General features: G+C 47.3%; 27 protein-coding genes and 2 pseudogenes. 9 read left to right on the forward strand and 20 right to left on the reverse strand.

Annotated features, from left to right (window positions below; translation table 11 throughout):
* The first annotated feature begins 43 nt into the window (after nt 1-43).
* On the forward strand, nt 44-1,528 hold the full coding sequence (locus tag OHJ21_RS14585; protein WP_486020343.1) for an endonuclease/exonuclease/phosphatase family protein: 1,485 nt from the start codon (nt 44-46) through the stop codon (nt 1,526-1,528).
* 53 nt (nt 1,529-1,581) lie between these two features.
* On the opposite strand, the gene OHJ21_RS14590 is transcribed toward OHJ21_RS14585, so the two are convergent.
* Together OHJ21_RS14590 and OHJ21_RS14595 are read right to left on the reverse strand one after the other, a co-directional pair.
* Nucleotides 1,582-2,055, reverse strand: a complete 474-nt coding sequence (locus tag OHJ21_RS14590; protein ID WP_326118927.1) for a DinB family protein — start codon at nt 2,053-2,055, stop codon at nt 1,582-1,584.
* Nucleotides 2,056-2,095: 40 nt separating this feature from the next.
* Complete coding sequence (locus tag OHJ21_RS14595) at nt 2,096-2,773, reverse strand: class I SAM-dependent methyltransferase (protein ID WP_486020345.1); 678 nt, start codon at nt 2,771-2,773, stop codon at nt 2,096-2,098.
* Between the two features lie 369 nt (nt 2,774-3,142).
* Here OHJ21_RS14595 and OHJ21_RS14600 point away from each other — a divergent pair, with 369 nt between their 5' ends.
* Complete coding sequence (locus tag OHJ21_RS14600) at nt 3,143-4,351, forward strand: S-layer homology domain-containing protein (protein WP_486020346.1); 1,209 nt, start codon at nt 3,143-3,145, stop codon at nt 4,349-4,351.
* Nucleotides 4,352-4,424: 73 nt separating this feature from the next.
* Here the strand turns inward: OHJ21_RS14600 and OHJ21_RS14605 are convergent, their stop codons facing one another.
* From OHJ21_RS14605 to OHJ21_RS14625, 5 genes and pseudogenes are all read right to left on the reverse strand, one after another.
* Entirely contained in the window at nt 4,425-4,883 is a 459-nt protein-coding gene (locus tag OHJ21_RS14605) for an NUDIX domain-containing protein (RefSeq protein WP_486020347.1), read from the reverse strand.
* 39 nt (nt 4,884-4,922) lie between these two features.
* A complete protein-coding gene (locus OHJ21_RS14610) occupies nt 4,923-5,366 on the reverse strand; it encodes a GNAT family N-acetyltransferase (RefSeq protein WP_326118930.1) in 444 nt (147 codons plus the stop codon).
* Nucleotides 5,367-5,407: 41 nt separating this feature from the next.
* Complete coding sequence (locus tag OHJ21_RS14615) at nt 5,408-5,833, reverse strand: GNAT family N-acetyltransferase (RefSeq protein WP_486021042.1); 426 nt, start codon at nt 5,831-5,833, stop codon at nt 5,408-5,410.
* A 39-nt stretch (nt 5,834-5,872) separates the two neighbouring features.
* Nucleotides 5,873-6,327, reverse strand: a pseudogene (locus tag OHJ21_RS14620) (GNAT family N-acetyltransferase); the annotation flags it as partial.
* A gap of 113 nt (nt 6,328-6,440) precedes the next feature.
* Entirely contained in the window at nt 6,441-6,824 is a 384-nt protein-coding gene (locus OHJ21_RS14625; protein WP_486020348.1) for a nuclear transport factor 2 family protein, read from the reverse strand.
* A 131-nt stretch (nt 6,825-6,955) separates the two neighbouring features.
* Here OHJ21_RS14625 and OHJ21_RS14630 point away from each other — a divergent pair, with 131 nt between their 5' ends.
* Nucleotides 6,956-7,219: a hypothetical protein gene (locus OHJ21_RS14630; RefSeq protein ID WP_326113932.1), complete on the forward strand. Its 264-nt coding sequence runs from the start codon at nt 6,956-6,958 to the stop codon at nt 7,217-7,219.
* Between the two features lie 58 nt (nt 7,220-7,277).
* Here OHJ21_RS14630 and OHJ21_RS14635 read toward each other — a convergent pair whose 3' ends face one another.
* The 5 genes from OHJ21_RS14635 to OHJ21_RS14655 form a co-directional block, all read right to left on the reverse strand.
* Complete coding sequence (locus tag OHJ21_RS14635; RefSeq protein WP_486020349.1) at nt 7,278-8,177, reverse strand: phosphotransferase family protein; 900 nt, start codon at nt 8,175-8,177, stop codon at nt 7,278-7,280.
* 299 nt (nt 8,178-8,476) lie between these two features.
* A complete protein-coding gene (locus OHJ21_RS14640) occupies nt 8,477-9,166 on the reverse strand; it encodes a stalk domain-containing protein (protein WP_100538345.1) in 690 nt (229 codons plus the stop codon).
* Nucleotides 9,167-9,236: 70 nt separating this feature from the next.
* Complete coding sequence (locus OHJ21_RS14645; RefSeq protein WP_326113929.1) at nt 9,237-10,445, reverse strand: WD40 repeat domain-containing protein; 1,209 nt, start codon at nt 10,443-10,445, stop codon at nt 9,237-9,239.
* A 173-nt stretch (nt 10,446-10,618) separates the two neighbouring features.
* Complete coding sequence (locus OHJ21_RS14650) at nt 10,619-12,154, reverse strand: sensor histidine kinase (protein ID WP_486020350.1); 1,536 nt, start codon at nt 12,152-12,154, stop codon at nt 10,619-10,621.
* A complete protein-coding gene (locus tag OHJ21_RS14655; protein ID WP_100538348.1) occupies nt 12,151-12,846 on the reverse strand; it encodes a response regulator transcription factor in 696 nt (231 codons plus the stop codon). The genes OHJ21_RS14650 and OHJ21_RS14655 overlap by 4 nt, the downstream gene beginning before the upstream one ends.
* A gap of 175 nt (nt 12,847-13,021) precedes the next feature.
* Between OHJ21_RS14655 and OHJ21_RS14660 the strand changes: the two genes are divergently transcribed.
* The 5 genes from OHJ21_RS14660 to OHJ21_RS14680 are packed head-to-tail and all read left to right on the forward strand — an operon-like array spanning nt 13,022 to nt 17,148.
* The gene (locus OHJ21_RS14660) at nt 13,022-13,966 is read left to right on the forward strand and encodes an ABC transporter ATP-binding protein (RefSeq protein WP_486020351.1); all 945 of its coding nucleotides are present in this window, start codon (nt 13,022-13,024) and stop codon (nt 13,964-13,966) included.
* Between the two features lies 1 nt (nt 13,967).
* Nucleotides 13,968-14,702 (forward strand): ABC transporter permease, encoded by a 735-nt coding sequence (locus OHJ21_RS14665; RefSeq protein ID WP_486020352.1) that lies wholly within the window; start codon nt 13,968-13,970, stop codon nt 14,700-14,702.
* Complete coding sequence (locus tag OHJ21_RS14670; RefSeq protein ID WP_326118939.1) at nt 14,699-15,385, forward strand: ABC transporter permease; 687 nt, start codon at nt 14,699-14,701, stop codon at nt 15,383-15,385. The genes OHJ21_RS14665 and OHJ21_RS14670 overlap by 4 nt, the downstream gene beginning before the upstream one ends.
* A gap of 51 nt (nt 15,386-15,436) precedes the next feature.
* On the forward strand, nt 15,437-16,543 hold the full coding sequence (locus tag OHJ21_RS14675; protein WP_326113924.1) for a sensor histidine kinase: 1,107 nt from the start codon (nt 15,437-15,439) through the stop codon (nt 16,541-16,543).
* Nucleotides 16,540-17,148: a response regulator transcription factor gene (locus OHJ21_RS14680; RefSeq protein ID WP_326118941.1), complete on the forward strand. Its 609-nt coding sequence runs from the start codon at nt 16,540-16,542 to the stop codon at nt 17,146-17,148. Before OHJ21_RS14675 ends, OHJ21_RS14680 begins: the two co-directional genes overlap by 4 nt.
* Before the next feature lie 57 nt (nt 17,149-17,205).
* Here OHJ21_RS14680 and OHJ21_RS14685 read toward each other — a convergent pair whose 3' ends face one another.
* From OHJ21_RS14685 to OHJ21_RS14715, 7 genes and pseudogenes are all read right to left on the reverse strand, one after another.
* Complete coding sequence (locus OHJ21_RS14685; protein WP_486021043.1) at nt 17,206-17,301, reverse strand: hypothetical protein; 96 nt, start codon at nt 17,299-17,301, stop codon at nt 17,206-17,208.
* A 53-nt stretch (nt 17,302-17,354) separates the two neighbouring features.
* Entirely contained in the window at nt 17,355-17,747 is a 393-nt protein-coding gene (locus OHJ21_RS14690) for a histidine phosphatase family protein (RefSeq protein ID WP_486020353.1), read from the reverse strand.
* Nucleotides 17,748-17,765: 18 nt separating this feature from the next.
* Nucleotides 17,766-18,650: pseudogene (locus OHJ21_RS14695) on the reverse strand (class I SAM-dependent methyltransferase).
* Nucleotides 18,651-18,671: 21 nt separating this feature from the next.
* Nucleotides 18,672-19,196, reverse strand: a complete 525-nt coding sequence (locus OHJ21_RS14700) for a GrpB family protein (RefSeq protein WP_326113921.1) — start codon at nt 19,194-19,196, stop codon at nt 18,672-18,674.
* Between the two features lie 42 nt (nt 19,197-19,238).
* On the reverse strand, nt 19,239-19,718 hold the full coding sequence (locus tag OHJ21_RS14705; protein WP_100538356.1) for an NUDIX hydrolase: 480 nt from the start codon (nt 19,716-19,718) through the stop codon (nt 19,239-19,241).
* A gap of 43 nt (nt 19,719-19,761) precedes the next feature.
* On the reverse strand, nt 19,762-20,502 hold the full coding sequence (locus OHJ21_RS14710; RefSeq protein WP_486020354.1) for an SDR family NAD(P)-dependent oxidoreductase: 741 nt from the start codon (nt 20,500-20,502) through the stop codon (nt 19,762-19,764).
* 20 nt (nt 20,503-20,522) lie between these two features.
* Nucleotides 20,523-21,002: a GNAT family N-acetyltransferase gene (locus OHJ21_RS14715; RefSeq protein WP_486020356.1), complete on the reverse strand. Its 480-nt coding sequence runs from the start codon at nt 21,000-21,002 to the stop codon at nt 20,523-20,525.
* Nucleotides 21,003-21,226: 224 nt separating this feature from the next.
* On the opposite strand from OHJ21_RS14715, the gene OHJ21_RS14720 reads away from it, so the two are divergent.
* Nucleotides 21,227-21,730, forward strand: coding sequence for a VOC family protein (locus OHJ21_RS14720; RefSeq protein ID WP_100538358.1), 504 nt, complete (start codon nt 21,227-21,229; stop codon nt 21,728-21,730).
* A gap of 76 nt (nt 21,731-21,806) precedes the next feature.
* On the opposite strand, the gene OHJ21_RS14725 is transcribed toward OHJ21_RS14720, so the two are convergent.
* A complete protein-coding gene (locus tag OHJ21_RS14725; protein ID WP_486020357.1) occupies nt 21,807-22,250 on the reverse strand; it encodes a GNAT family N-acetyltransferase in 444 nt (147 codons plus the stop codon).
* Nucleotides 22,251-22,285: the final 35 nt, after the last annotated feature.

Below are 22,285 nucleotides of genomic sequence, written 5' to 3' on the forward strand. Positions count from 1 at the left end.
TTAGAAGAAACATCATCTTGCACATGACGAAGGAGGAACTTTAATGAGAATCCCCAAAATCACCAGCCTGTTCATGATGCTTACATTTTTGACATCGGCGTCGCTATCCACTTCCGGCGAACTGGCAAGCACGGCCGAAGCATCGTCAGGACCTTTGCGCGTGATGAGCTTCAACCTGCGTTATGCCGCCAACGACAGTCAACCTTGGGAAAAACGCCGCCCTGTCACGAAGAACCTGATTCTGGAGCATAAACCGGATGTCATCGGGACGCAGGAAGGACTTCACCGGCAACTCGTCGATCTGGAGAACGATCTGCCGGGATATGATCGAATTGGAGTCGGACGTGAAGGCGGGAACTTAGGAGAGTACATGGCGATTTTTTATAATACGGAGCGATTGAAGCCCTTGGAACAGTCTCACTTCTGGCTATCCGATACGCCGCAGACGATCAGCTCCGCCAGTTGGGGTAACCAGATTCCGCGGATGGCGACCTGGGTTCGCTTTCAAGATCTTCAGAACGGCAAAACCTTTTATATGGTCAACACGCATCTGGATCACCAATCCGAGGTTTCCCGGCAGAAGAGCGCCGCACTCATTGTCGACAAAATGAAGGCCTTTGCCTCGGATATCCCCGTGGTCGTAACCGGCGATTTCAATACCGTTCCGGGAAGCGATACGTATTCGATTTTTACAAGCAACGAGCTGTCGGACGGACATGTCACCGCCAAGAAACGCACCAACGATGACCTGGGAACCTTCCATAATTATAAGGACCCTACGGGCGGCGGCAGCGGAAACCGGATTGACTGGATTCTGCATAACCAAGACTGGAATGTCCTGCACAGCGAGATTATCAACTACAATGAAAACGGCCAATACCCTAGCGATCATTATCCCGTCATGATGGAAGGCACCTTGCAAAAATCCAACAAAACGACCGAAGAAACGGTTCCTAAGCCGCCTCTGACCACTGCCCTTCATATCACTGAGGTGGTCGCTAACTCGAACGAACAAGGAAATTACAATTATGTGGAGATCTACAATCCGAATGACCGGGAAATCGACCTGGAAGGATACCAAATCTACTACTATTACGACCCTGCGCTTCCGTTCGATAAATCCAAGTCCAACCGCTGGACCCTTACGAAGGATCGCTACAGCACGAACACCATCATCGGCCCGAATGAAACCAAAGTGATCTGGATCAAGAAGCAGCCCTGCTGTTATGACCTGAGTATGGAGCAGTTCCTAGCCAACTATAATGCCTCCGGAGATGAGCTCTCGCCTTCTCAACTGCTGGCCGTCTTCACGCCGGGGGACAATCAGGGGCTGAATGGAACCTCCACCAATGGACGCTCCTTGGGCATTTCGTCGCCATCCGGCACGCATCTTGTGGGCGTCCAGTTCAATAACGGTCAGCTGGATGCCGGAGTTAACGAATCGATCACGTATCGGGAGCCCGAGCCGCTGACGAGCATTATGCAGAAAAAAGAGACCCACCAGATTCCTTCTCCAGGTCAACCGTAAAATAAAAAGTCCCCCTTGATTGCCGGATACGCCATCTAAGGGGGACTTGCTTATTAGATCGATGTGGATTTATATTGAACCGCCAAACACTGCTTCGCGATGTAAAAAATCTGACCCATATGCTCCGAGTAATGCGTGGCGCATTGATGCAGGATGTCGAGGTTACTCCGTTCTTTTCCGCGTACCGATTGAACCCGTTCAAAGTCCTGACTCGACATGGATTTTACCGTATCGATCAGGAACTGAAACCGGTTCTTCACGATCTGAATCAGATCATCCCGGCTGACAAATACCTGCGTCAACTCTTCCTCCCGGTTCCGCGTAATGTCTTGGTGCAGAATCCCCTTAATGACCCGCTCTTGAATGTTGCCTTCAATGTGCCTGATCAACGTCGATATGCTCAGACTGGAATGGTTGGGCCGCCAATTGACTTGCTCATCGTTTAACTGCACCAGCACTTTTAAGGTACGGCTGCGGATGTTTTCAAATTTGTCCTCCAGCCACTTCCGGTTGAACTCATGATCCATAACGCAACACTCCTTTTTCGGTATGATAAACGACTTGACGTCACTTCTTCATCGCTTTCCAGATGTATTTGTGTTCATGGACTCCAAGCTGCCCGTCGATCTGATTCTCCCGTATCTTAGCCTCGAGTTCACCCTTCATTTCCGGCAAGGTGATATCGGGATTACCCGGCGTATCCGACACAAACAATGCAAATTCGCGGGCATTCGGGAAGTAAGTAATCGCTTCATTATACTCCTCGATCTCGACATTCATGTAGCCGTTCTCCGACAATCGCCTTCGAACGTCAGTCACATCCGTATGTATCCCGATAATGGTGCCACCTGAAGCTAATATCCTGGGATGTTCCAGGATCGAGGTGGGCCCTCTGCGGTCATAGATGAGATCAAACTGTCCGTCTTGAAAGGGCATCTCGGTTTTCGTTGTGGCATACACAAATTCCACATTCCCGATTCCACTGCTCTCGAGTAAGGATTGGGAGATTCGGATCATCTCTGCGGAATTGTCAAAACCGATGATGTTCTCAGCATGCCTGGACATCCGGAGCGTGAACTCGCCATGCCCGCAGCCTGCATCCAGCACCGAATGAAACTGCGGTAGCATCTCCACTAACCGCTCCTCAAACACCTCTTCCGCCGACCTTCCGACTACGGTACACACCGCTCTTCCTCTGTAGCCGCCATTTCTGCGTGCGATCATGTCATACCAATCAATCCCCATGCATTACCTCCTCCGTGATAAGCTGCATTGCACTCACCATCCAAGATGGCAGAAACCGGTTTTTACGTGATCTGATACAAGCCGCTAGGTGCTGAAATCAACCGAAATATCTAATGACTTAAAATATTACCATTTTGTTCCGTAATGTCAACGGTTACATTTAAAAAATTCCCGTCTAAATCATACCTTTATCTTTCGATCTCCCCGATATTCGCTCCTCATTCGAGACGTTCAAAAAACTGAAACGGGCGCAGGCTAACTCCCAATCCATAGGTAAACATTCAGAAAAAACAATTGCTCCTGTCATAATTTGTCGACTACAATGGAGGAATATTAATCCAATACATAGATACATACAGGAGGATTCAAATGTTTCTAAAAAGGTGGCGTCTATTATTATCTTTAACCCTTATTCTATCGTTGTGCATGACATCCATGGCAAGCGCGGCGGGATCCAACCAAGACAAATATGCCTGGGCCAATGAGTCCGTTGATTTCCTTAGATCCCATGGGGTTTTTGAGAACATGGAGTATCGGACAAAAACGTTAGGCAAGATGGTGACCAAATCCGATCTTACCCTTATGGTTCACCGGTTGTTTACCGATTTCCGGGTCGAAGCCGATAAGAATATCAACATTCCCGGCGTCCCTTATGGGCACCCATCCTACCAGATCTTTAAGGATGTATACGGCAGTATACCTTCAGCGCCGAACGGATTAATCGGAGCCGCCGACAAAATCAATTATGGCAATGAAACCTTCAAGTATATACCGGAGAAAGTGTTAACACGCTGGGACTTGTTGATTACGCTGAATGCGCTGTTTGATGATATTGGTTATTCCCTGGAGTTATCGGACGGTGAGGATATCGCGAGATTGCGGGCGATTAAAGACCTACCCAAAAGATATTTCAATTCCTACAACCAATATGAGAAATGGAAGTATGCCTATCAGCCATTGACACCCGAAATCGGATTGATGCAAGACAAAAAATATGGGCCTTCCTTAGCCTCCGACCTCGATTACGTCAAAGCCTATGCGGTGCTCGGCTTTGCCGAGGCCGGCATCATGAAACCCGATACGAAAGGGTATTTTCGCCCGAATCAAAAGGTAACGTTAGCAGAAACCGCAGTTGTCCTGCATCGAATTTACGACTATTATAGTGGCAGCGACTATGTCCGGGAACCATCGCCGGATGATCTCATTCCGAATGGCACAAGAAATTTTATCTATGCGGGTTCCCCATCAGGACACGGACAAAGTCCGGTTTCTGACTTTGCTTTGGTGAATCGCGATGCCCTGCCGGAATTCTATCTGGCCTTTAAGGCTACGGAGAAAATCGACTTGCAGATCAACGTGAACGGGGAGCCATCCTATTATACTTACGAGCAGTTGAGCAACCCTAAGCAGCCTGTTCGAATCTCCTTGAATGGCGCATACTATGCAGAATTCATCCCCATTATCCGAAGCAAGGGTCAAAAAGCAACCGGCGACAATAACAACATTGAAGTTATGTATTATTACTCTGATAAGTTCCAGGACTTTACCCAAGCCATATGGTATGAACCCAAGTTCTAGTTAAGTTAACAAAGGGAGTGCACAACTGTTGCAAACAGTAGGCACTCCCTTTTTATCGTGTTACGAGACATATTCAAGTTCTTAAAATGTTTGCCTTCCCGCTTTGCAGATCCTCAAATACCGGTCTTTGCACAGAGCTGATGTCCTCTAGCTCAATCTCATGCAATGCCTTGAATTCCAACTGTAACGACTCGTTATCCTCATCGTGATGAATCAGTATTCTGCCTTGCTCCTCCGTCCTCCCTCTCAAATCCGCCGTGGCGTTAAAAATAAACATGACAAACACGACTTCATTTCCGTCCGGATAACGATATTGCATTCTGGGTCCGCTATAAACCCCATAGAGTTCATGATCGAGGACGACCAGCCCCGTTTCTTCGAGCACTTCCCGTCTCATCGTCTCTTCAACGGATTCTCCTGCCTCCATACCGCCGCCGGGAAGTCCCCAATCGCCGTAGTCCGAGCGTCGTTGGAGCAAGATTCGCCCTTGATGATCCCGGATGATGGCGCCGCCAGTCACGATGATTTTCATATCAGCATAATCCTCTCCACATACTTATAGACCAAGGGTTCAAAGCATCAGTTTCGCTACGGATTCACCATCCGACCACGGCATGACGCCGATTTCCTCAAACCCCGCTTTGACGTAAAACTGCCTGGCCCGTTCGTTCTTCGGATCAAAACTTATCATAAGGACATCCGTCCGGTCAGGTTTGTTTCGGATTTCTTCGATTATGATTCGAAGTGCTTCTTTGCCATATCCCTTCCCTTGATAATGCCCGTCGATCATGAAACGGTAAATCCAATAGTTTCCGTCATCGGAATCCAAGCCATACAACGCGAATCCGATCATCGTCTGCTCATCATAAATCGCCATCGCTTCAAAATGTTCAAGGAATTGAAACTGGGCAATCGAATATAGATTAGAGGCAATAAAGCCTTCTTGATCCGGTTTCGCTTTCAGTTTAATGCATTCGGTCCAATTATCCTTATCAACGGGTTGCAGTCTAATCATATTAAGCTCCTTCGGATGGTTGTTGGTATAAACACTCGCCTCTACACCAAATGTTTAATAAAGTAATAATGCTGATGACCCCTCGGGGCATCGTCAATGCGAGCAGTCTCTTGAAATCCATGTTTACGGTAGAATTCCGGCGCTTGAAAGCTGAAGGTATTGAGCTTGATGAATGTGCATTGCTTTTCTCTTGCGATCCTCTCGATCTCCTGTAGCAATCTTGAGCCGTATCCCCGCCCTCGAAGCCGATCATCGACCCACAGAATATCGACCTCAATCCAATTCCAGCAAAATACACTGTTGATACCGCCTGCGATTTCATCATTCTCATCTTTTATATGTAAGTTGATCTCCTCGTAATTCTGCTGCAAATCTTCTGCGATAAACTGTGCATTAAATTTAATCAGATTCGTCCGTACTGAATGTGCTTCTTCAGGACTGCTTCGATGGATGTTAATCTTCGGCAATTCGTTACTCCTCTTTCTCTTAACTTCTTGGTTTGGTAGAACATCGAGCTTCAGGACTTCCTCATCGCCAAACCAGTCTCCCGTTTCCGCAAAACCTAGATTGCTGTACAAGGTTTTCGCTATCCGGTTATCCTTGTGTACGGTCAGGCGTATTTCTTCACATTGCGGAAATTGGCTTTGGATCCATGTAATCATCTGGAGTATAGCTGCTCTGCCATATCCTTTGCCCTGTTCTTTTGCATCTATTAAAAAGCCGTTGATCCAATAACATCGGTTGTATTCACTTCATAAGCATGCATGATAAATCCGACCATTCGGTTCCCGTCATATATCGCAAAAGGAATGTATTCGACTTGTTCACCATCCGGCTTGATGTAAATCTTGGCTAGAGATACAGCTACCGCTGGCACAAACCCCTGCTGTGGGTCCAAAACCTGCAGTGCTAATGCTTCTTCCCAGTTCTTTCGATTGACCGGCTTTAACTCGATGTCCATATCATCGTCCTCCCAAGCGAGCGTACATTAAACCAAATAATACCATATGGAGTTGCGATATTCCTGGAATTAAACGACTTTATATAAACTCTTCCAAAATACATCCAGCCCAATCAACTATAATCCTCGATCACTGCTACCTTATCGTCTCTAAACGCAAATACGGAGCTTCCCTTCATATGAATCCTATGGCCGGCTTTCATACCGTTAGGCAGATCCTTGGCAAGAATACCCTCGTAATCAATCTCAACCTGAACTTTGTCATCTTCAAACGAATAACCAACGATAGTCTGACAGCGATAGGAGAATAACGACTTGGACTGTTCGGCTATTTCTCGAAATTTCTCGATTCCTTTTGTCTCCACATCCACCGATCCGCTAGAACTATTTCTGAATTCAATATCCTTATGCAGAAGAGCTACCATCCCCTCGACATCAAAAGAATTATAGAGCCTCACATACTCTTCGATCATGTCCTTCATTTTCATAGGTTTCACATTACCTATCCCCTTTCGTCCGTTTTGGGTTACAACTCTAATTTTGTAAAACTCCGCCTTTTGCTTTGCACACTTCTCATCAACTTGTCATTTAATATACTGACTCTACTATAGTAAAAGAGGTGAATCGAATGGGTCGTGTCCGCGCTGTTCCTCAACCGGATTTAGTATTAATCAGCTGGTCAAGAAACCCTCTTGTTGCGGGCTCCGCGCGTAGAATCGTTGCTGCCCGTGTCATTGGCAATGCTTCTCCTTGCCGAGCTGATTTGACGCCGAATGCATTGCTAAGAACTGCCTTGGCCTGCTTATTAGATAATGATGTAGGTTTCAAAATCGTATTCCGCCAAAGAACATCCAATATTAGCGGATATCTGTTATTGCAGCGTAATGCATAACCTATGATTAAGAGCAGCCTTATCGCTGCTCTTTTTTGTCTCTTTTCTTGGGGTCATCTTATATATTCATCTCATCTAGTGAGTTTGTTATTCTCTTTAATTCATCGAGATTTTCATTTAAAAACGCCTTGTGTTTATCAATCCCTCGTTTGGCACACCATGCCACCCCACAAAATGAATCATATAATGAATAAAAGGACAGTGTTCGCTTAAGATCAATTAACGTTTTAATGCTGTTATAACCTTCTTCAAATATTTCTCTTGTAGCTGGATTCCTCTCCCAGATATATCGATTCACTTTCGTGAAATCAATCTCGGATGACCCTCCTCTGGAGCTCTCAAAATCAATAATGCCTGTAATCTTATGATCTTGAACCAATAGGTTTCCCGGTCTAAAATCTAAATGAACAACACATGGAGGATCCGGTTCTGGAAGACTTGAATATGCTTTATCAAAATATGCGACGCATCTTTCATATAGCCCCTGCTCCAATATGTCCAGGCATATTGGTTTACAATTTTCAAAATTCCAACGTATATAGGAACGCCAATGATTATCGGGTAAACCATGAAATCCGTCTGGCGTATCGTAACCGTACCCCGGCATGTTTACTGAATGCATTTGCGCTTGCAAACTTCCGATTTCATAGGCAAGTTTATCCGGGATAACGTCTGTTATAGGTAGGCCGGGAATGGATTCTAACAGCAATGCGCCGGTGACTTCATCATCTCCTTCCCAATATTGATGAACTTTCGGAACAGGCAGCTTCCCAGCCAATCGTTGCAACATAGCAAATTCACGATATAACTTCACCTTATTGAATGGGATCTTTAAATATACTTGTTGTTGGTTCGACAGGGTTAAGCGGTAGACCTCCGAGCTATAAGACTCCGGAACTCCATCCACATGAATCACATTCAATTTAAATCTTTTAATGAATTTTTGTATGTTATTCATGGCGGCTCCTCTTTTCATATCATCCCATATTTCAGAGAACATCGAAACGGTAAGCCATTTCGAGTAAACCTATCATAATAAGATTTATTGATTACGTACATCCCTAATTTTCACTCCCTTCCGATTCCCCATCTTTTTTCCAGATTAGATTGCCCAGGAAATATCTCTTCCCAAATAGCCTCTTGTAATGAAAAAAGCTTGCAGGGTATCCATTCACCCTGCAAGCTTCCTCGTAAGAACCACGATTCGCCTTTTTCATATCTAAGCCATATCTCTATTCCTATGGTTTGTCTCTATATTTATTGCACTTGGGCAACGCTTACTGCAACCTTCTCCAGCTGTGCTTTGCTTAAAGAATGATCCGGAGAGCTGATCGTCACGAAGCGGTCATTGATTTGAAACCCCAGCATGTCCGTATCATCCGGTGTATACCATTTTGCTTTGGTCCCATTGGACAGAGTTACCGGTTTGCTGTCATATCCATGAGAGTAGTCTCTTGGGGAGATATATACCGTCATGTGTTTGAACAGCATGTTAACGCCATCTCCCGATGCACCCGTCTTCTGATACATATCTCCTTTTACCATCTGACTTGGAGCATACGGTGTTTGGAAACCATCAAATTTGGCGAATGCGCTTTTGATCTCTTTTAGTTGTGCATCGCTGTATTTCACGTTGATCAGCTCGATCGTCTGACCGTTTCCAGGATTACTTCCGATCAGCACCTGGTTATTCTTCGCATCGTATTGTACAGGAACATCCAGCACATTGGCAATTGCGCGAACCGGCAGGTACGTTGTGTTCTTATACGTGATCGGAGTCAATGTTTTGCCGGTGTTATAAACGGTACCGTCCACTTGGATACCGATGCTGTGGTTCAGGTAAGCCGAGATTTTCTCCAGGTTTGCTCCCGCATAGACACCCGCGGCTCCCGTTAACGTCATTCCTAGCACGGCAACTGCCACGATTGATTTTTTTAATTGTTTCATTTCATCCATTCCCCTCGTTGTCCCATCAACATCTCTAAGTCGATGAGTCATAGTATGAAGCACGATATCTTTATTGAAAATCAATAACATACGTTGCAATTAAATCTTCTTTATCTTCAATCGTAATTCCCAGTCTTTTTCCAGATGGACTCCAAGTCAGTGGGTAGACCGGATGGGCCGCAGGATGCACCGCTGAATAATAAGGCGCCATCCAGCTTACTTTCCCGGAAGCCGTATCAAACACATACACGCCGTTCATCCCGCTCTCATTTTCCGAGTACACATCAAAGGCTAATCTGGCAGAATCCGGCGACCAGGATAAGTACGAGATCAAATTGCCTTTTCCGATCAGAGAACCTTGCAAACTGCCGGCCGCGTCATAGATCAGCAGTTTGCTGCTTTGGTCCCCTCCCGGGTTGGTAGCTGTTGAGACGGCAATGTACTCGCTGTCCGGAGAAATCGCAAAGTTCCATACATTTTCTATGAGATGTATCGGCTTCGACTGTCCGGGTTCAACCACCTTAAGCACCTGGTTCACATCGGTATAGTAGATGCGGCCCTTACTCGCTCCAAATTGGTTGTAAAATTCAACATCCTCATCCTCAATGGCTATGGTGGTATAAGTGCCGTCCGTGGAAATGAGTCGAATATCGCCTTTGCCGCTCATGGAGCCTGCTGCGAGAACATAGGTGTCGGAATCCAGCCATCCCCCAATCTCCATGTAATTGTCACCTTTAACCGGTATGCTCTTGCCTGTACTCAAATCCTTCAGGAAATTGTCAGCTGTGTACTTATCCCTCCATTTCTGAACAAAGCTATATTTACCGTCTGGCGAGATCTCTTCTTTGACAAGATGTTCGCCTGGATGCGACTCTTCATGATTCGTCAGCTTACGCCGCTCACCTGTGCTTACACTCACTGCTTCGGAGGTATAATCATACTGCGGTTCTTCCGTTTCGGTCGCTTCCTTGATCAGCTTGGTTGTAAGCACCTTGACCTCATTCTCCGACAGCCATGCCTCAATGTTGGACGAGGCGATCCGATGCGCCTGATTCACGACCACTTCCTGACTGGATTGCCCACTCGCCCCTTCCACAACCGTGAGTTTGCGCTCCCCCGATGCCGTCTCTCCGGCGTTCGATACAGGGTGCTGGACAGTTAGACTGTTGCCTGGCTCCACGATCGTCAACCGATCCTGGGACTGGCAGGCCGCAAGCGTTGCAGCAACAGCAACTACAGACAACAACTTGAACCCATGCTTCCCAAATCTATGTTTCATAACAGGTTCCTCCTAAGCATTCCCCCAAGGAGCTTCGGCAGCTGCAGCTAATGTGTCTAAGCATGCCGCCTCTTTCCCTGTTGAACTCAGTATAGAATGCAAATATCTCGATACGATATCGAGCTTGTAACGAACTTGTAAACAAAGATGTACATTTAAAAAAAGCCCAGACCTTATTCCAAGTCTGAACTTTCTTCTGTCGAAATAACCTCTGACGATTGTGGCCGATTCATCGGCAAGACAATCACAAACGTAGAACCGCTGGGACCGGATTCCACAAGCTGAACGGACCCATGCTGCTTCTCCGCCAAATTGCGTACCAGGGCTAGCCCCAGCCCAGTCCCTCCGTGAACCCTGGAGCGGTCGCTGCTCACCGTATAAAACGGATCAAAGATCCGTTCTCTGGCATCATCCGGGATTCCCATCCCGGTATCGCTTACCTTTATGAACATCCGATCATGGCCATGCTCATCCTGCTTCACTTCGTTCGAGAGTGTGACGGTCCCTCCGGGCCTATTGTATTTAATTCCGTTATCCAGCAGATTCAGAACCATGTGCATCAAATTCTCCGGATCGGCCCATACCTTACCCTCCGTTAGGAATGATTGAATCGCAATGTTAGATTGCTCTGCCTTGGCCTCTAACCGGGCTGCCGCCTCTTGCAGAATCGGCATGAGGTCTATGTGCTCCGCATGGGTTTCGAATTCATAAATATCCATGGACGATAACTGAAGCGCTTTCTCTACCAGGCGGTATAGACGCTGTGCTTCCTTGCTGATCTGTCCTCTGGCTTCCTCGAGCAGCGCGGGATCGTCACGATACATTTCAAGCAGATCCGCATAAGCGAGTATGGAAGTCAGCGGCGTCTTTAACTCATGGCTGATATTCCCGATAAACTGCTTCTGCTGTTGTTCCAGCTCCTGCAGCCGTTCGATGGCATCCAGCAGCTTCAGCTTCTCCTCCGTCAGCTGGCTCACCGAGGAGGAAATTCGCCCGCTCATTTCATATATGCCTTGTGCCAGCTCGCCGAGCTCATCGCTTCGCTTAACCGTCGGCTCGCTAAGATAGACGCCTTCGCCAATCTTCTGTGCAGCCTGGTTCAGCCTGCTGATGACATGCACCTGCCGCCAGACGTATAGAAAACCGATCAGGAAGCCGGCGGCCAGCACCGCAAGGCCTGTCACGATAAACAGGTTCTGGATTCGATCATAGAAAGCGTGCTGCTCAGTTAGGGAAGCGTGGAATTGAATCGTTCCGATCGGCTGTTCCATATTCCGAAGCGGGGCAAGATAGAGCAGCTGGTCACCCTCGGTAATATAAGCGGAACGCCCTTGCGCCGTGTGTGCAAGCGCGTCTTGTACATCCATTTTGGGCTGAAACGGAAGGGAAGTCCCCGTGAATGTACCATCCAGCTTGTACAGGGTTACCGGCATGCCGCTCTGGGCTCCAAGATCGACGGCTAGCCGTTGACCTACATTTTCCATAAAATCATCTGGCTGCGTTTGAGGATTCGTCAATAATTCCTGCTGAACCCTGAGATTGGCAGCTTCTGCTTCATGGGCGAAGGATTGCTCCAGTCGCACCCGCTGATCCTCCCGTATCCCGGCAAGAACCAATGTGCTCAGAACAACCACAACGGCGATCAGCAGCAAGGCGAGAAGAAGTGCGACTTTCCACTTTAAGCCAAAACGCACTTTTCTTTTGCTCATGATGGAATCTCCGTGCTTTTATAACCGATGCCATACACGGTCTGGATCACGTCATGCTGGTTCCCCAGCTTCTTGCGCAACCTCTGCACGTGAATATCTACCGTACGGGTTCCGCCGGCAAAATCCATATCCCATACCTGTTCAAGCAAGGCTTCGCGCGAATATACCCGCTCCGGATTCCGGGCCAGGAGAGCCATGAGATCAAACTCTTTCGGGGTCAGCTCAAGGGGCTTTCCTTCCACGTGAATGGTGCGATTTAACAGGTTCATGGTAAGCCCGGATATCCGAATCACATGCTGTTCCGGGGCTTGCTTCCCGGCTGCTTCAGGAGTACGGCTTCTTCGGGACAATGCTTTTACCCTGGCGATGATTTCCCGCATGTCAAAGGGCTTCGTCATATAATCATCGGCACCAAGCTCCAGCCCAAGCACCTTATCCACAATATCGTCCTTCACCGTCAACAGCAAAATGGCAGGGCGCTGCCGCTCCTCGAGCTTGCGACAAACATCGTACCCGCTAAGCTTCGGCATCATGACATCGAGCACCATCACGTCAGGATCAAACGACTCCACACGCTCCAGCGCTTCCTGCCCGTCTCCTGCCGTCTCCACCGTATATCCTTCCCTTCGCAGCGCATAAGCGACTGCGCTTGAGATACTGATCTCATCATCTACTACAAGTACCTTGGTCATCGCAGATACGACTCCTTTGTTGGCCGATTACACATTTGCTAATTCCATGATGGTAACGTATCCGGCATCATATTTCAACACGCGGTCCCCTGCCGATTTCATTACAATTGTAACTATGAACGTTTTTGCCAGGTTGCGATAATAAAGCTAAGCACTCAAGCAAAGGAGGATTCGGATGACAATCGCTACGATGAACCATATCATTAAGCGCTATGGACATCAGCTTGTCTTGGACCATGTCAATCTAGAAATCAGGCAAGGGGAAATACTCGGCCTTCTTGGACCGAATGGTGCAGGTAAAACCACATTGATCCATGCGTTATCCGGTTTAATTGACATCGATTCCGGAAGCATCGAGCTGTTTGGTAAACAGCTAAGCGGCCCTATGCTGGAGGTCAAACGAAAAATTGGACTGGTCACGCAGGATGTCACCGTTTTTGAGGATCTTACCGCACAAGAGAATCTCGCCTTTTTCGGTGGAATATATGGGTTAAGAGGCACTGAACTGAAAAGGAAAATAATGGAAACGCTCCAGTTCGTCGGATTAACGGATCAAGCCCATAAACGCCCTTCCAAATTTTCTGGTGGAATGAAGCGGAGGCTGAATATCGCCTGCTCTATCATTCACAGGCCCAGGCTCCTGATCATGGACGAACCTACGGTTGGAATCGACCCCCAATCCAGAAATCACATCCTGGAATCGGTACGCGAACTGCAAAAAAGGGGGACGACCATTCTTTATACAACCCACTACATGGAAGAGGTACAGTCCCTCGCGTCCCGTGTCGTGATTATGGATCAAGGCCATGTCATTGCGCAGGGGACGATCGATGAGTTGGTAAAGAATATCCAACATGAAGAGAAGATCAAGCTGGAAGTCGTGGAGCTGACAGAGGATCTGATCGATAACATCAAACAGCTGGATGGAGTCAAGCAAGTGATTCTGACAGGAACGAAAATTCAGATCATATCACGAGCAGGGGCGGGAAATCTGGATCGTATCCTGTCGTTGGCCAAATGCGCGGGTGGCGTCTTATCCATCCATGCGGAGAAACCCACGCTTGAAGACGTATTCCTTACGCTTACCGGTAAGCAATTACGTGACACGGAGGGGACTTAACATGCTTCTATTCAGGATGGCGTACTTCTCCTTGCTTCGCCTGATACGCGAACCCATCGGGCAGCTGCTTCTGGTGGTCCTTCCACTGGTCGTCATTACCGTGCTGGGTCTCGTTATCGGACCCTATGAAGGCATGAACGGTGTTCCTCCGATGGATTTGATGGTCGTTACGACCATTATGGGCGTTCAGTTTTTTGGCGGCACGTATTTGATGAGTTATTTGGATATGGATTTACTTAAAACCCGGAAATGGAGAATCTATTCGCTCCCTATTAACGTTGCGGTTTATTCAAGCTCTCTTATTCTTGCCTGCACACTCTTCAGTACTTTGCAAGGATTGGTCTTGGTGTTATTCACAACCTGGGTGTTCGGGATCGCGTGGGGATCGCTCGGCTGGGTCCTGCTGGTTTTTATTATTTTTTCCTTGTTTGCACAGTCCGTACATCTGCTGCTGACATTATCCATCCATAATGTAAAATTGGCTGAAAGGGTATCTGAAATCCTCGGAATCGGCTTCATTCTCCTGACCGGATTCATGTTCCCTCTTCCGGATCATCGTTTCTTTGAGTTCATGTCGTCCTATGGGAATCCGGTATCCCTCGGAAAAATGTCCATCTTGGAGATGCTTGTCGATGGCGGGCAAGGGAAAGCGTACCTTAGCATATTATTGCTGTTAGCCTTAACCGTAATATGCTTGATGATCAGCGCATGGCTTGGGAGGAGGAAGCTCGCTTGACGATATTTCATTTCGCGCTCATTCGGAGCGTCCGCAGCTTGCCCAATCTTATCCTGCTGTTAGGCCTTCCCGCAGCCGTCGTTGTCCTCCCTGTGGGCGGTTGGCATGGCTTACCGCTGGGGTATCACTTCTATGGAATCCTGCTGTTATTCACAGCCTCCAAACTCGTTCATATGATCATGGAGGATCGGAAGAATAAAATTATGACCCGGATCGGCGTTGCACCGGTGACCCACTTCAAGTATTTATCGCAGAATCTGCTTGCTTTCGCTCTGCTGCTCGTAGGACAAAGTGCCGTGGTCACGATCGGCGCCGGGTTGCTGCATGCCGATGTTTTTGGCAGTCTGATTCAACTCTTCAGCATGTTCAGTGTGTTCTCGGTCACCGCAATTAGTTTCTCTCTCGCTTGGTGCTCCATGTTCCGCCAGCCTGAATCCTCTACGGCCGTCATGCTGGGAATCATCATGGTCATGGCGTTGCTCGGAGGAACCTTATTTCCCATTCAGGCTATGCCTGCATTATTGCAGAAAATCGCCATGTTATCCCCGACCTATTGGCTCCATAAGGGAATTATGCTCGCTAAGAACGGGGGCTTGTTCACGGAGCTACTCCCTCCGCTCGGGATCCTGCTGTTGTTTGCGATCGCTTTTGTGCTGATTGGCAGCCGAAGGAAACTGGCTTGAAGAATATGTTACGATATGGGGAGTAGAGAACGTGTGCCATGGGAGGTTTTCATGAAAAGCTATACCGATTCGTGGTCCCCGAGCATCGCCGTAGTGATTTGGAGAATATTTGCCCTGCTGCTTCTGGCCGCTCTTTGGTTTATGGGAGATGCCGGGACCGAAGGGTTCATCCTGATCTTCGCCTTAGTGATCCTGGCGTTAGCCCGATGGCGGTTTTCCCTTCCTACATGGACAACAATGGTCGACCAGATCCTATGCATGTCCATCATTCCATACTGGCCGGAGGCCAGCTTCGGACTGGCTCTGCCGCTATTTGAATCCATGCTTGCCGGTCAACCGCTGTTTTCCCTGCCCATTCTGGCAGCACTTGTCATCGGGTATGTCGATCCGGACCTCCCGCTTCTTCTCTTACTCGTTCAAGCTTCATTTGCAGGATGGATCGTTTTATGTTGGTCCAAACAAATCCATCAGTATCGGTTGGAGGCCGATCAGGAGCGTCGCGACCGCTACGAGTTGGAAATATTGAAGGGTGAGCTGCTTATGGCCAATGTGCAAACGGCCCAGCTTGCCGAGCTGAGAGAGCGCCATCGGATCTCTCAGAAGCTGCATGATGAAGTCGGCCATGAATTAACAGCCGCGATGTTGGCCTTTCAAGCTTTTGAAACATTATGGAAGGAGCATGACCCGCAAGCGGAAGACATGTTTGCTCAAGCCCAGATGCGCTTGTCGAGCAGCGCCCTGGAACTGCGGGAAACAGTCCATAATATGCAGCCTGTCCAAGCGACCGGCATTCGGAGCCTGGAGGAGATCTGCCGTAATTTCAAAGCGATGCCTGTACAGCTGCAAATTTATGGAGATACATCCCGTATAGCTGCCCATCTGTGGGTCATCCTGAATGCTTGTCTCAAAGAAGCCTTAACCAATGCGGTACGTCATTCCAAAGCCAAACACGTTGAAGTATCGTTGGACGTCAATGAACATATCGTGCGGTTAAGCGTCCAAAATGACGGCGTTTTGGATTCCTCCTCGCTGCCTGGAACCGGGCTCCGCAACCTAAGACAAAGAGCCCAGGCGGCAGGCGGCAGCATCTCCACCAATACATCCAGCGGCTTTCAATTGGTCTGCGTATTACCTACGGGAAAGGAAGGCATTCGATGAACATTCTCATCGTAGATGATGATCCATTGGTATGTCAGAGTCTCCGGCTGCTTCTATCCAGAGAACCGGATATGGAAGTAACGGCCACTGCGAATGACGGCGCTGCAGCCATTCAATGCTGCGAAGAGGTCCTGCCGGACATCGTCCTCATGGATATTCGGATGCCTGGCATGGACGGAATCCAAGCGGCGAGGCTCATCAAGCAAAAATGGCCCCAAGTGCAGATTATGATGCTGACCACGTTCCAAGATGAGCATAATATCCGCCTAGCGCTGCTAGCCGGAGCCGAGGGGTACATGCTGAAATCGACGCAGGTCTCCAATATGGCACAACAGCTGCGTGCATTGGCTTCCGGTACTTCCGTTGTGGATGCCAATGTGTTGAAAACCTTGATGCTGCCCGAAAAAGAGAATCGTGCCGACCTTACCCCGCGGGAAAACGATATTCTCGAGCTGGTTGCTTTAGGCTGCTCAAATCGGGAAATTGCCGAGCAATTGTTTATCAGCGAAGGAACCGTGCGCAATACCCTGTCGATCATACTGGATAAGCTGGAGCTCCGGGACAGAACCCAGTTGGCGATTTATTATTGGAGGCAGTCGTTGTAGTGTTCTTTTTCGTAAAGATGGATCACTCATTCTGGGTCTCGTCAACGTTCTACCCTCTTATTTTTCAAAAATATACATGGCACCATTCCTAGGTTTTACAAATCGCTTGCCTCGATAACCTCTTCTGGACAATTCCTGAGTCAGCACTTTCATGAATGCGCCATGGCTAACCACTAATACGTTGCGATTGCGGTAACGCTCTTCGATCAATCTAAAATCTGATTAGCCCGATCCAAGGTCTCGGATCTCCTCTCCACTTGTGAGCTATGAGAAAAATACCAAGCCAAACGTCCCATCAGCAACCACATGTGGTAATGCAGCTTTAGATTTCCCAAAGGATGAATCGATTGAACCTCAATCTCTCTTAACCGATTCGTTGCGATGATAGGGCCTGGATATTTCGTTTCTGCTGTCTGAATGGCTCGGGATAAATCACTGGATATGCAGACATTCCATTCCGAGAAGCTATCGTTAAGGTCTGCTTGTTCTATTTCAGCGTTGTTATAAGCCTCCACCCAAGAATTGAACGGGTCCGACGACATCCAATTCCTATCGAGTTGATGTATAACTTTAAAATGTCTTACCAATCCAATTTTCATAGGGCTCCTTATGTAAGTTTATTCTCGGCTAACCGTACCAAAAGAAATCTTCATATTCGGCGCGTAAGTCATCCACGAATCGCTATCAAACGCCTTAAACAACTTGAGTTCGGCGGTATATTGCTCTTATGCTTCCTCCGCTGTTAAACCTCTCTGTACCAGCTGCTCCACTACCTTAAACTGATCTTCCAGTTCCTGCCCAATGCCTTCTTCCTTTAAGGACTGAAGAAGCCGATCCTTCTCTGTTGCATCCATATTCTGATCCAAAAAATTCACCTTGTCACTTACTCGGCATTCCACATTCCGTAATCCCAGCTGACTTAGAAGAATCGGCAGCTTCATGCCGATGTTCCCGTTTTTGCCGCTGCGGCTGGCGTCGACTTCATACAGCTTCTGTAATACGCCTAGACGGACAACTTCGGAATGCTGCAAACCATCATCGAAACCAAAATTCGCCGCATTAGCGATCCAATGGGGCTCAAAACAAATGACCCGGCCGCCGTTCCGTACACTGTCGATCATTTTCTGAAGGATATCCCGGGGACTCTTCATATGTAATAAAAACGCGTGACAGAGCGCAATGTCGTACTGACGATGCACCTGGATTTCCTCTATATCTCCTTGAATGAATTCAACGGTATATGGCAGCTTGTCAAAAACCTTCCTTGCTTCCTTGATCAAATCTTCACCTTTGTCTATACCTGTGTAGGTTGACCCATCGGGTAAAAGCGGGAGCAGCTTCAGTCCAAGATACCCGTAACCGCAACCGTAATCCACAATGTTAACGGGAGCATGCATTTTCCAGACGTTCTTAATCAAAAACTCCAGGTAGTCGTCATTGTAATATAACCATCTGGTATTCCTCAGGTAATCGATTTTGGAATCCCAGTAATATTCGGACATCCTCTTTACTTCCTTTCTGCATCAAGATTCTAACTGTCTATCCAACCTTGCCTTTTGGATCACTTCACGAATGAAATCAGCCTTGCCGTTCGTATAGGCTACGCGGTCATGTTTGTACTGGCTTTCCAGAACTTTTTTTAAGGCATAGTACTGATCCCTGGTGTCCGGATGGTTCTTTAAATATTCTCTGAATAAAATTTGGTCATTCCACTGCGGACCCTTGTATTTGTAAATATGTAGATGATGCGTCCCCGCCCGCCATTGCCCTCTTCGAAAGAACATCCGCTCCGGAAACTCCGGTTTAAACACGTATTCATACCCGATTCTGGCCAGATTCTCTATATAATGTTCATTTACTGATGTTAAACTCAAAACACCAGCCATCATATCGATGGTCGGTTTGGACCCTAAACCCATCACAGACGTGCTCCCGATATGTTCGATGTGTACGTCAAGCCCCTTCAAAGCCAACCTAATGTTATCTTGTTCCCGTTCAAACTCATTGTTCCAGTCCGGATTGTATGGTGTTACAATAACTTCTTCCATGCGAGTTTTCCTTTCGATACATGATTGACCATTACAAAGCCCTTATATATTCCGTCTCAGCTTAATTTCAAACTCCGGCTTCGTGATATATTCCATATAGACGACCTCTCGATTGAAATCCAAATAAGCCTGAAATCGCGTACGAATGGCCGGGGCTTTAATGTATTGAAGTACTTCATCCTTAGCGATCCAACGACTGTCTGTCGTTTCATCCGAAGTGCTCAGTTCTCCCCCGGTAGGCTTACACACAAAATCCATCATCACTTTCGTTGGAACCACAGCAACGCCGCTATGTCCCGGATAGGTTGATGTATTGGAATAGACGCCGATCAGATGGGAAACGATGGTATCCATGCCGCTCTCCTCTTTGATTTCTCTTATCAATGCATCCATTAGATTTTCTCCGGCTTCCACCTGCCCACCTGGAAAAACCCAGCCGCTACGGTCCTTCACCAACAGAATTTCACCGCATTCATTCTCAATCACGCCGCCTACAGCGACGATATGGGTTGGCATCATCATATCAACAGCCTCCGATAGATAAGATATACTTGCACAAGGTCCCTTAGATTTCGTCATAATTCACAATGCTTCCGGATTCAAAATTCTTGTCGATGATATGTAACAGATGAGCCCCGATTTCCTCTGTAGACAGCAGCTGCCCTGACTCAAACGCATGGGCGAAAGCCTTGGCCATTTCAAACTCCTGTTCATTTTTCCCTCTGGCCAATCTTTGCATTTCCGTATCCACCATACCAGGGTTGACCGCAATGATCTCCACCGGGTTCTGCCGGTTCTTTTGCTCGGCTCCAACACTCTGCGTAAACATATTGATTCCGGTCTTCGCCGTACAGTAGACACTCATCGTAGGCGCTGGATATGTTCCAGAGCCTGAAGAGATGTTGATGATTTTCTTCCGAATGGGGAGCTCCTCCGTTTTCTTGATGAAGCAGGAAGTTAAGATCATCGGTGCAATCAGACTGAGTTGCACATTCATATGAATATCTGTCGCATCGCATAGTTCAATGGCCTTCAGTGGTTCAAGCATGGACGCATTATTGATAAGGCAGATCATATCCGCGTGATCGGGATCGAGCTCCTCAAATATGTGATCCATAAGCTCCTCAAGCCCCGATGTATCATTCAGATTATATTTATGGTGCCTGTAATTTGAGTGAGTGCCTAATCTTTCCGGCGTTCCTCTCGCGATTCCATGTACAATGTGGCCCTTCTCTAGAAGCATATAGGCCAATTGCTCGCCAATTCCTTTTGAAGTTCCCGTGATTATGAAATGACTTCCACTCATTGTTTTAACCTCCGTTATTCTTAAAAAGAAAGCTTGAGAATATATTCTTCCACTTCTTCACCACGAGCATGGGCATAACCCTTATCTTCCCCCCAGATAATGAAGCCGTTTTTTCCCAAAATCCGAATCGAGGCGGTATGATCTTTTACTGCACGTGCGTATAATGGACGTGTTTTGATATCTTTGAGAAATAACGAAAGGGCTCTAGTCGCTATGCCTCTTCCCCAGTATTCGCGCCCTATCCAGTAGCTGACCTCGGGCTGACCCATATGTTCGAAGAATACAATCTGCCCGGCTACTTGTCCCTCATATTGAACCGTCTTCTTGATGATGCTCTCATCCCCTAAGATTTTGGCCCAATGCGTTTCAAAGGCTACCTTATCCGAAGGATCCTTTGCTGTAAAAGCCGCCATGTAGTTCGCCTCCGGGTCCCGTTGTTGCTCGAAAAATATAGCAAGATCATCATCTTCGAATACATCTCGCAATAGCACCTCAATCATCACTAGTCACCCCAGTCGCCTATTGGTATTCATATATCGTCCACACCTAATGGATTTCACATGAGACATCCGTTATCCTGCAACCATCACACAATTTCCTAAATGCATTGTTATGCGAAAATCATAAGCAGCAGGAATAAATCGCAATCGAAAAGAAATCCAGATAAGAAGGGTATGATACGATTACTTTACATTCTATTATCTGTGATGAAGGAGTTGGGATGATGAAGAATAGAGTCCAAAAGATTTCACCAAACTTGTGGTTTGATCACCACGCCGAGGAAGCAGCCCAGCATTACGTGTCTATTTTTAAAAATTCGCAGATCGAACGTATCACGCGCTACGGTGCAGAGAAGAATGACAACCATGAGTTTGCGGAAGGAGCAATAATGACCGTGGAATTCCTGTTGGAGGGACAACACTTCGTTGCACTCAACGGCGGTCCGCATTTCAAATTCAACGAAGCCATTTCGTTTATTGTGCATTGCGAGACACAAGAAGAACTGGATTATTATTGGGAGAAGCTATCTGAGGGTGGGGACGAAAAAGCACAAGTATGCGGCTGGTTGAAGGACAAGTTCGGTGTATCGTGGCAGATTATCCCGGCTAACTTAAGCGAAATGATAACCGATCCCGATCCGGCAAAATCGGAACGAGTTATGAAAGCTTTACTCCAGACGAAATCAAAAATCGACATGCAGACGTTACAACAAGCATACGAGGGGTAAGGAAGGCTGCCTTCATGGCAGTCTTTCTTACCGTTGAAAGCTCTCTAGCAGATCGAGGCGGGACATTAGGATACCATCATAACTCAAGTTCATGCATGACTATTTCATCATCAGCAATTTCCTTAAAACCTAAATTCTTATAAAATTCAGCCGCCTTGGGATTGTCCGTTTTCAACACGAGTTTGGTGTAATGGCTGCTGGCCTTATGAATTACCGCTTCCACCAACCTTCTCCCGGCTCCATGACGCCGACATTCCTTTAAAACATACAGTCTGCGGATCCTGCCTATGCTTCCGCCAGAATACGGATCACGGTTTAACCCGCAAATGCCGATGACTCTATGACCAACCCGACATTCAAACAAGGCTTCATCTTCATGCTGAAACGTATTCATCCCCTCATTATATTCATTCACTAGCCTATGGATATTCCTGAATCCTTCTTCCTTACTTTCAGTCAAGAGCTCGGTAATGTCTACTGCGCCCAGGTCGGTAACTTCGTGAACGATCATGTTGTTCATGGTATATCATTATCCTCTATTTCCTACGAATTTTG

Source organism: Virgibacillus sp. LDC1, assembly GCF_025792345.1.
In the GTDB taxonomy this organism is placed as follows: Bacteria; Bacillota; Bacilli; order Paenibacillales; family Paenibacillaceae; genus Paenibacillus_AQ; species Paenibacillus_AQ lautus.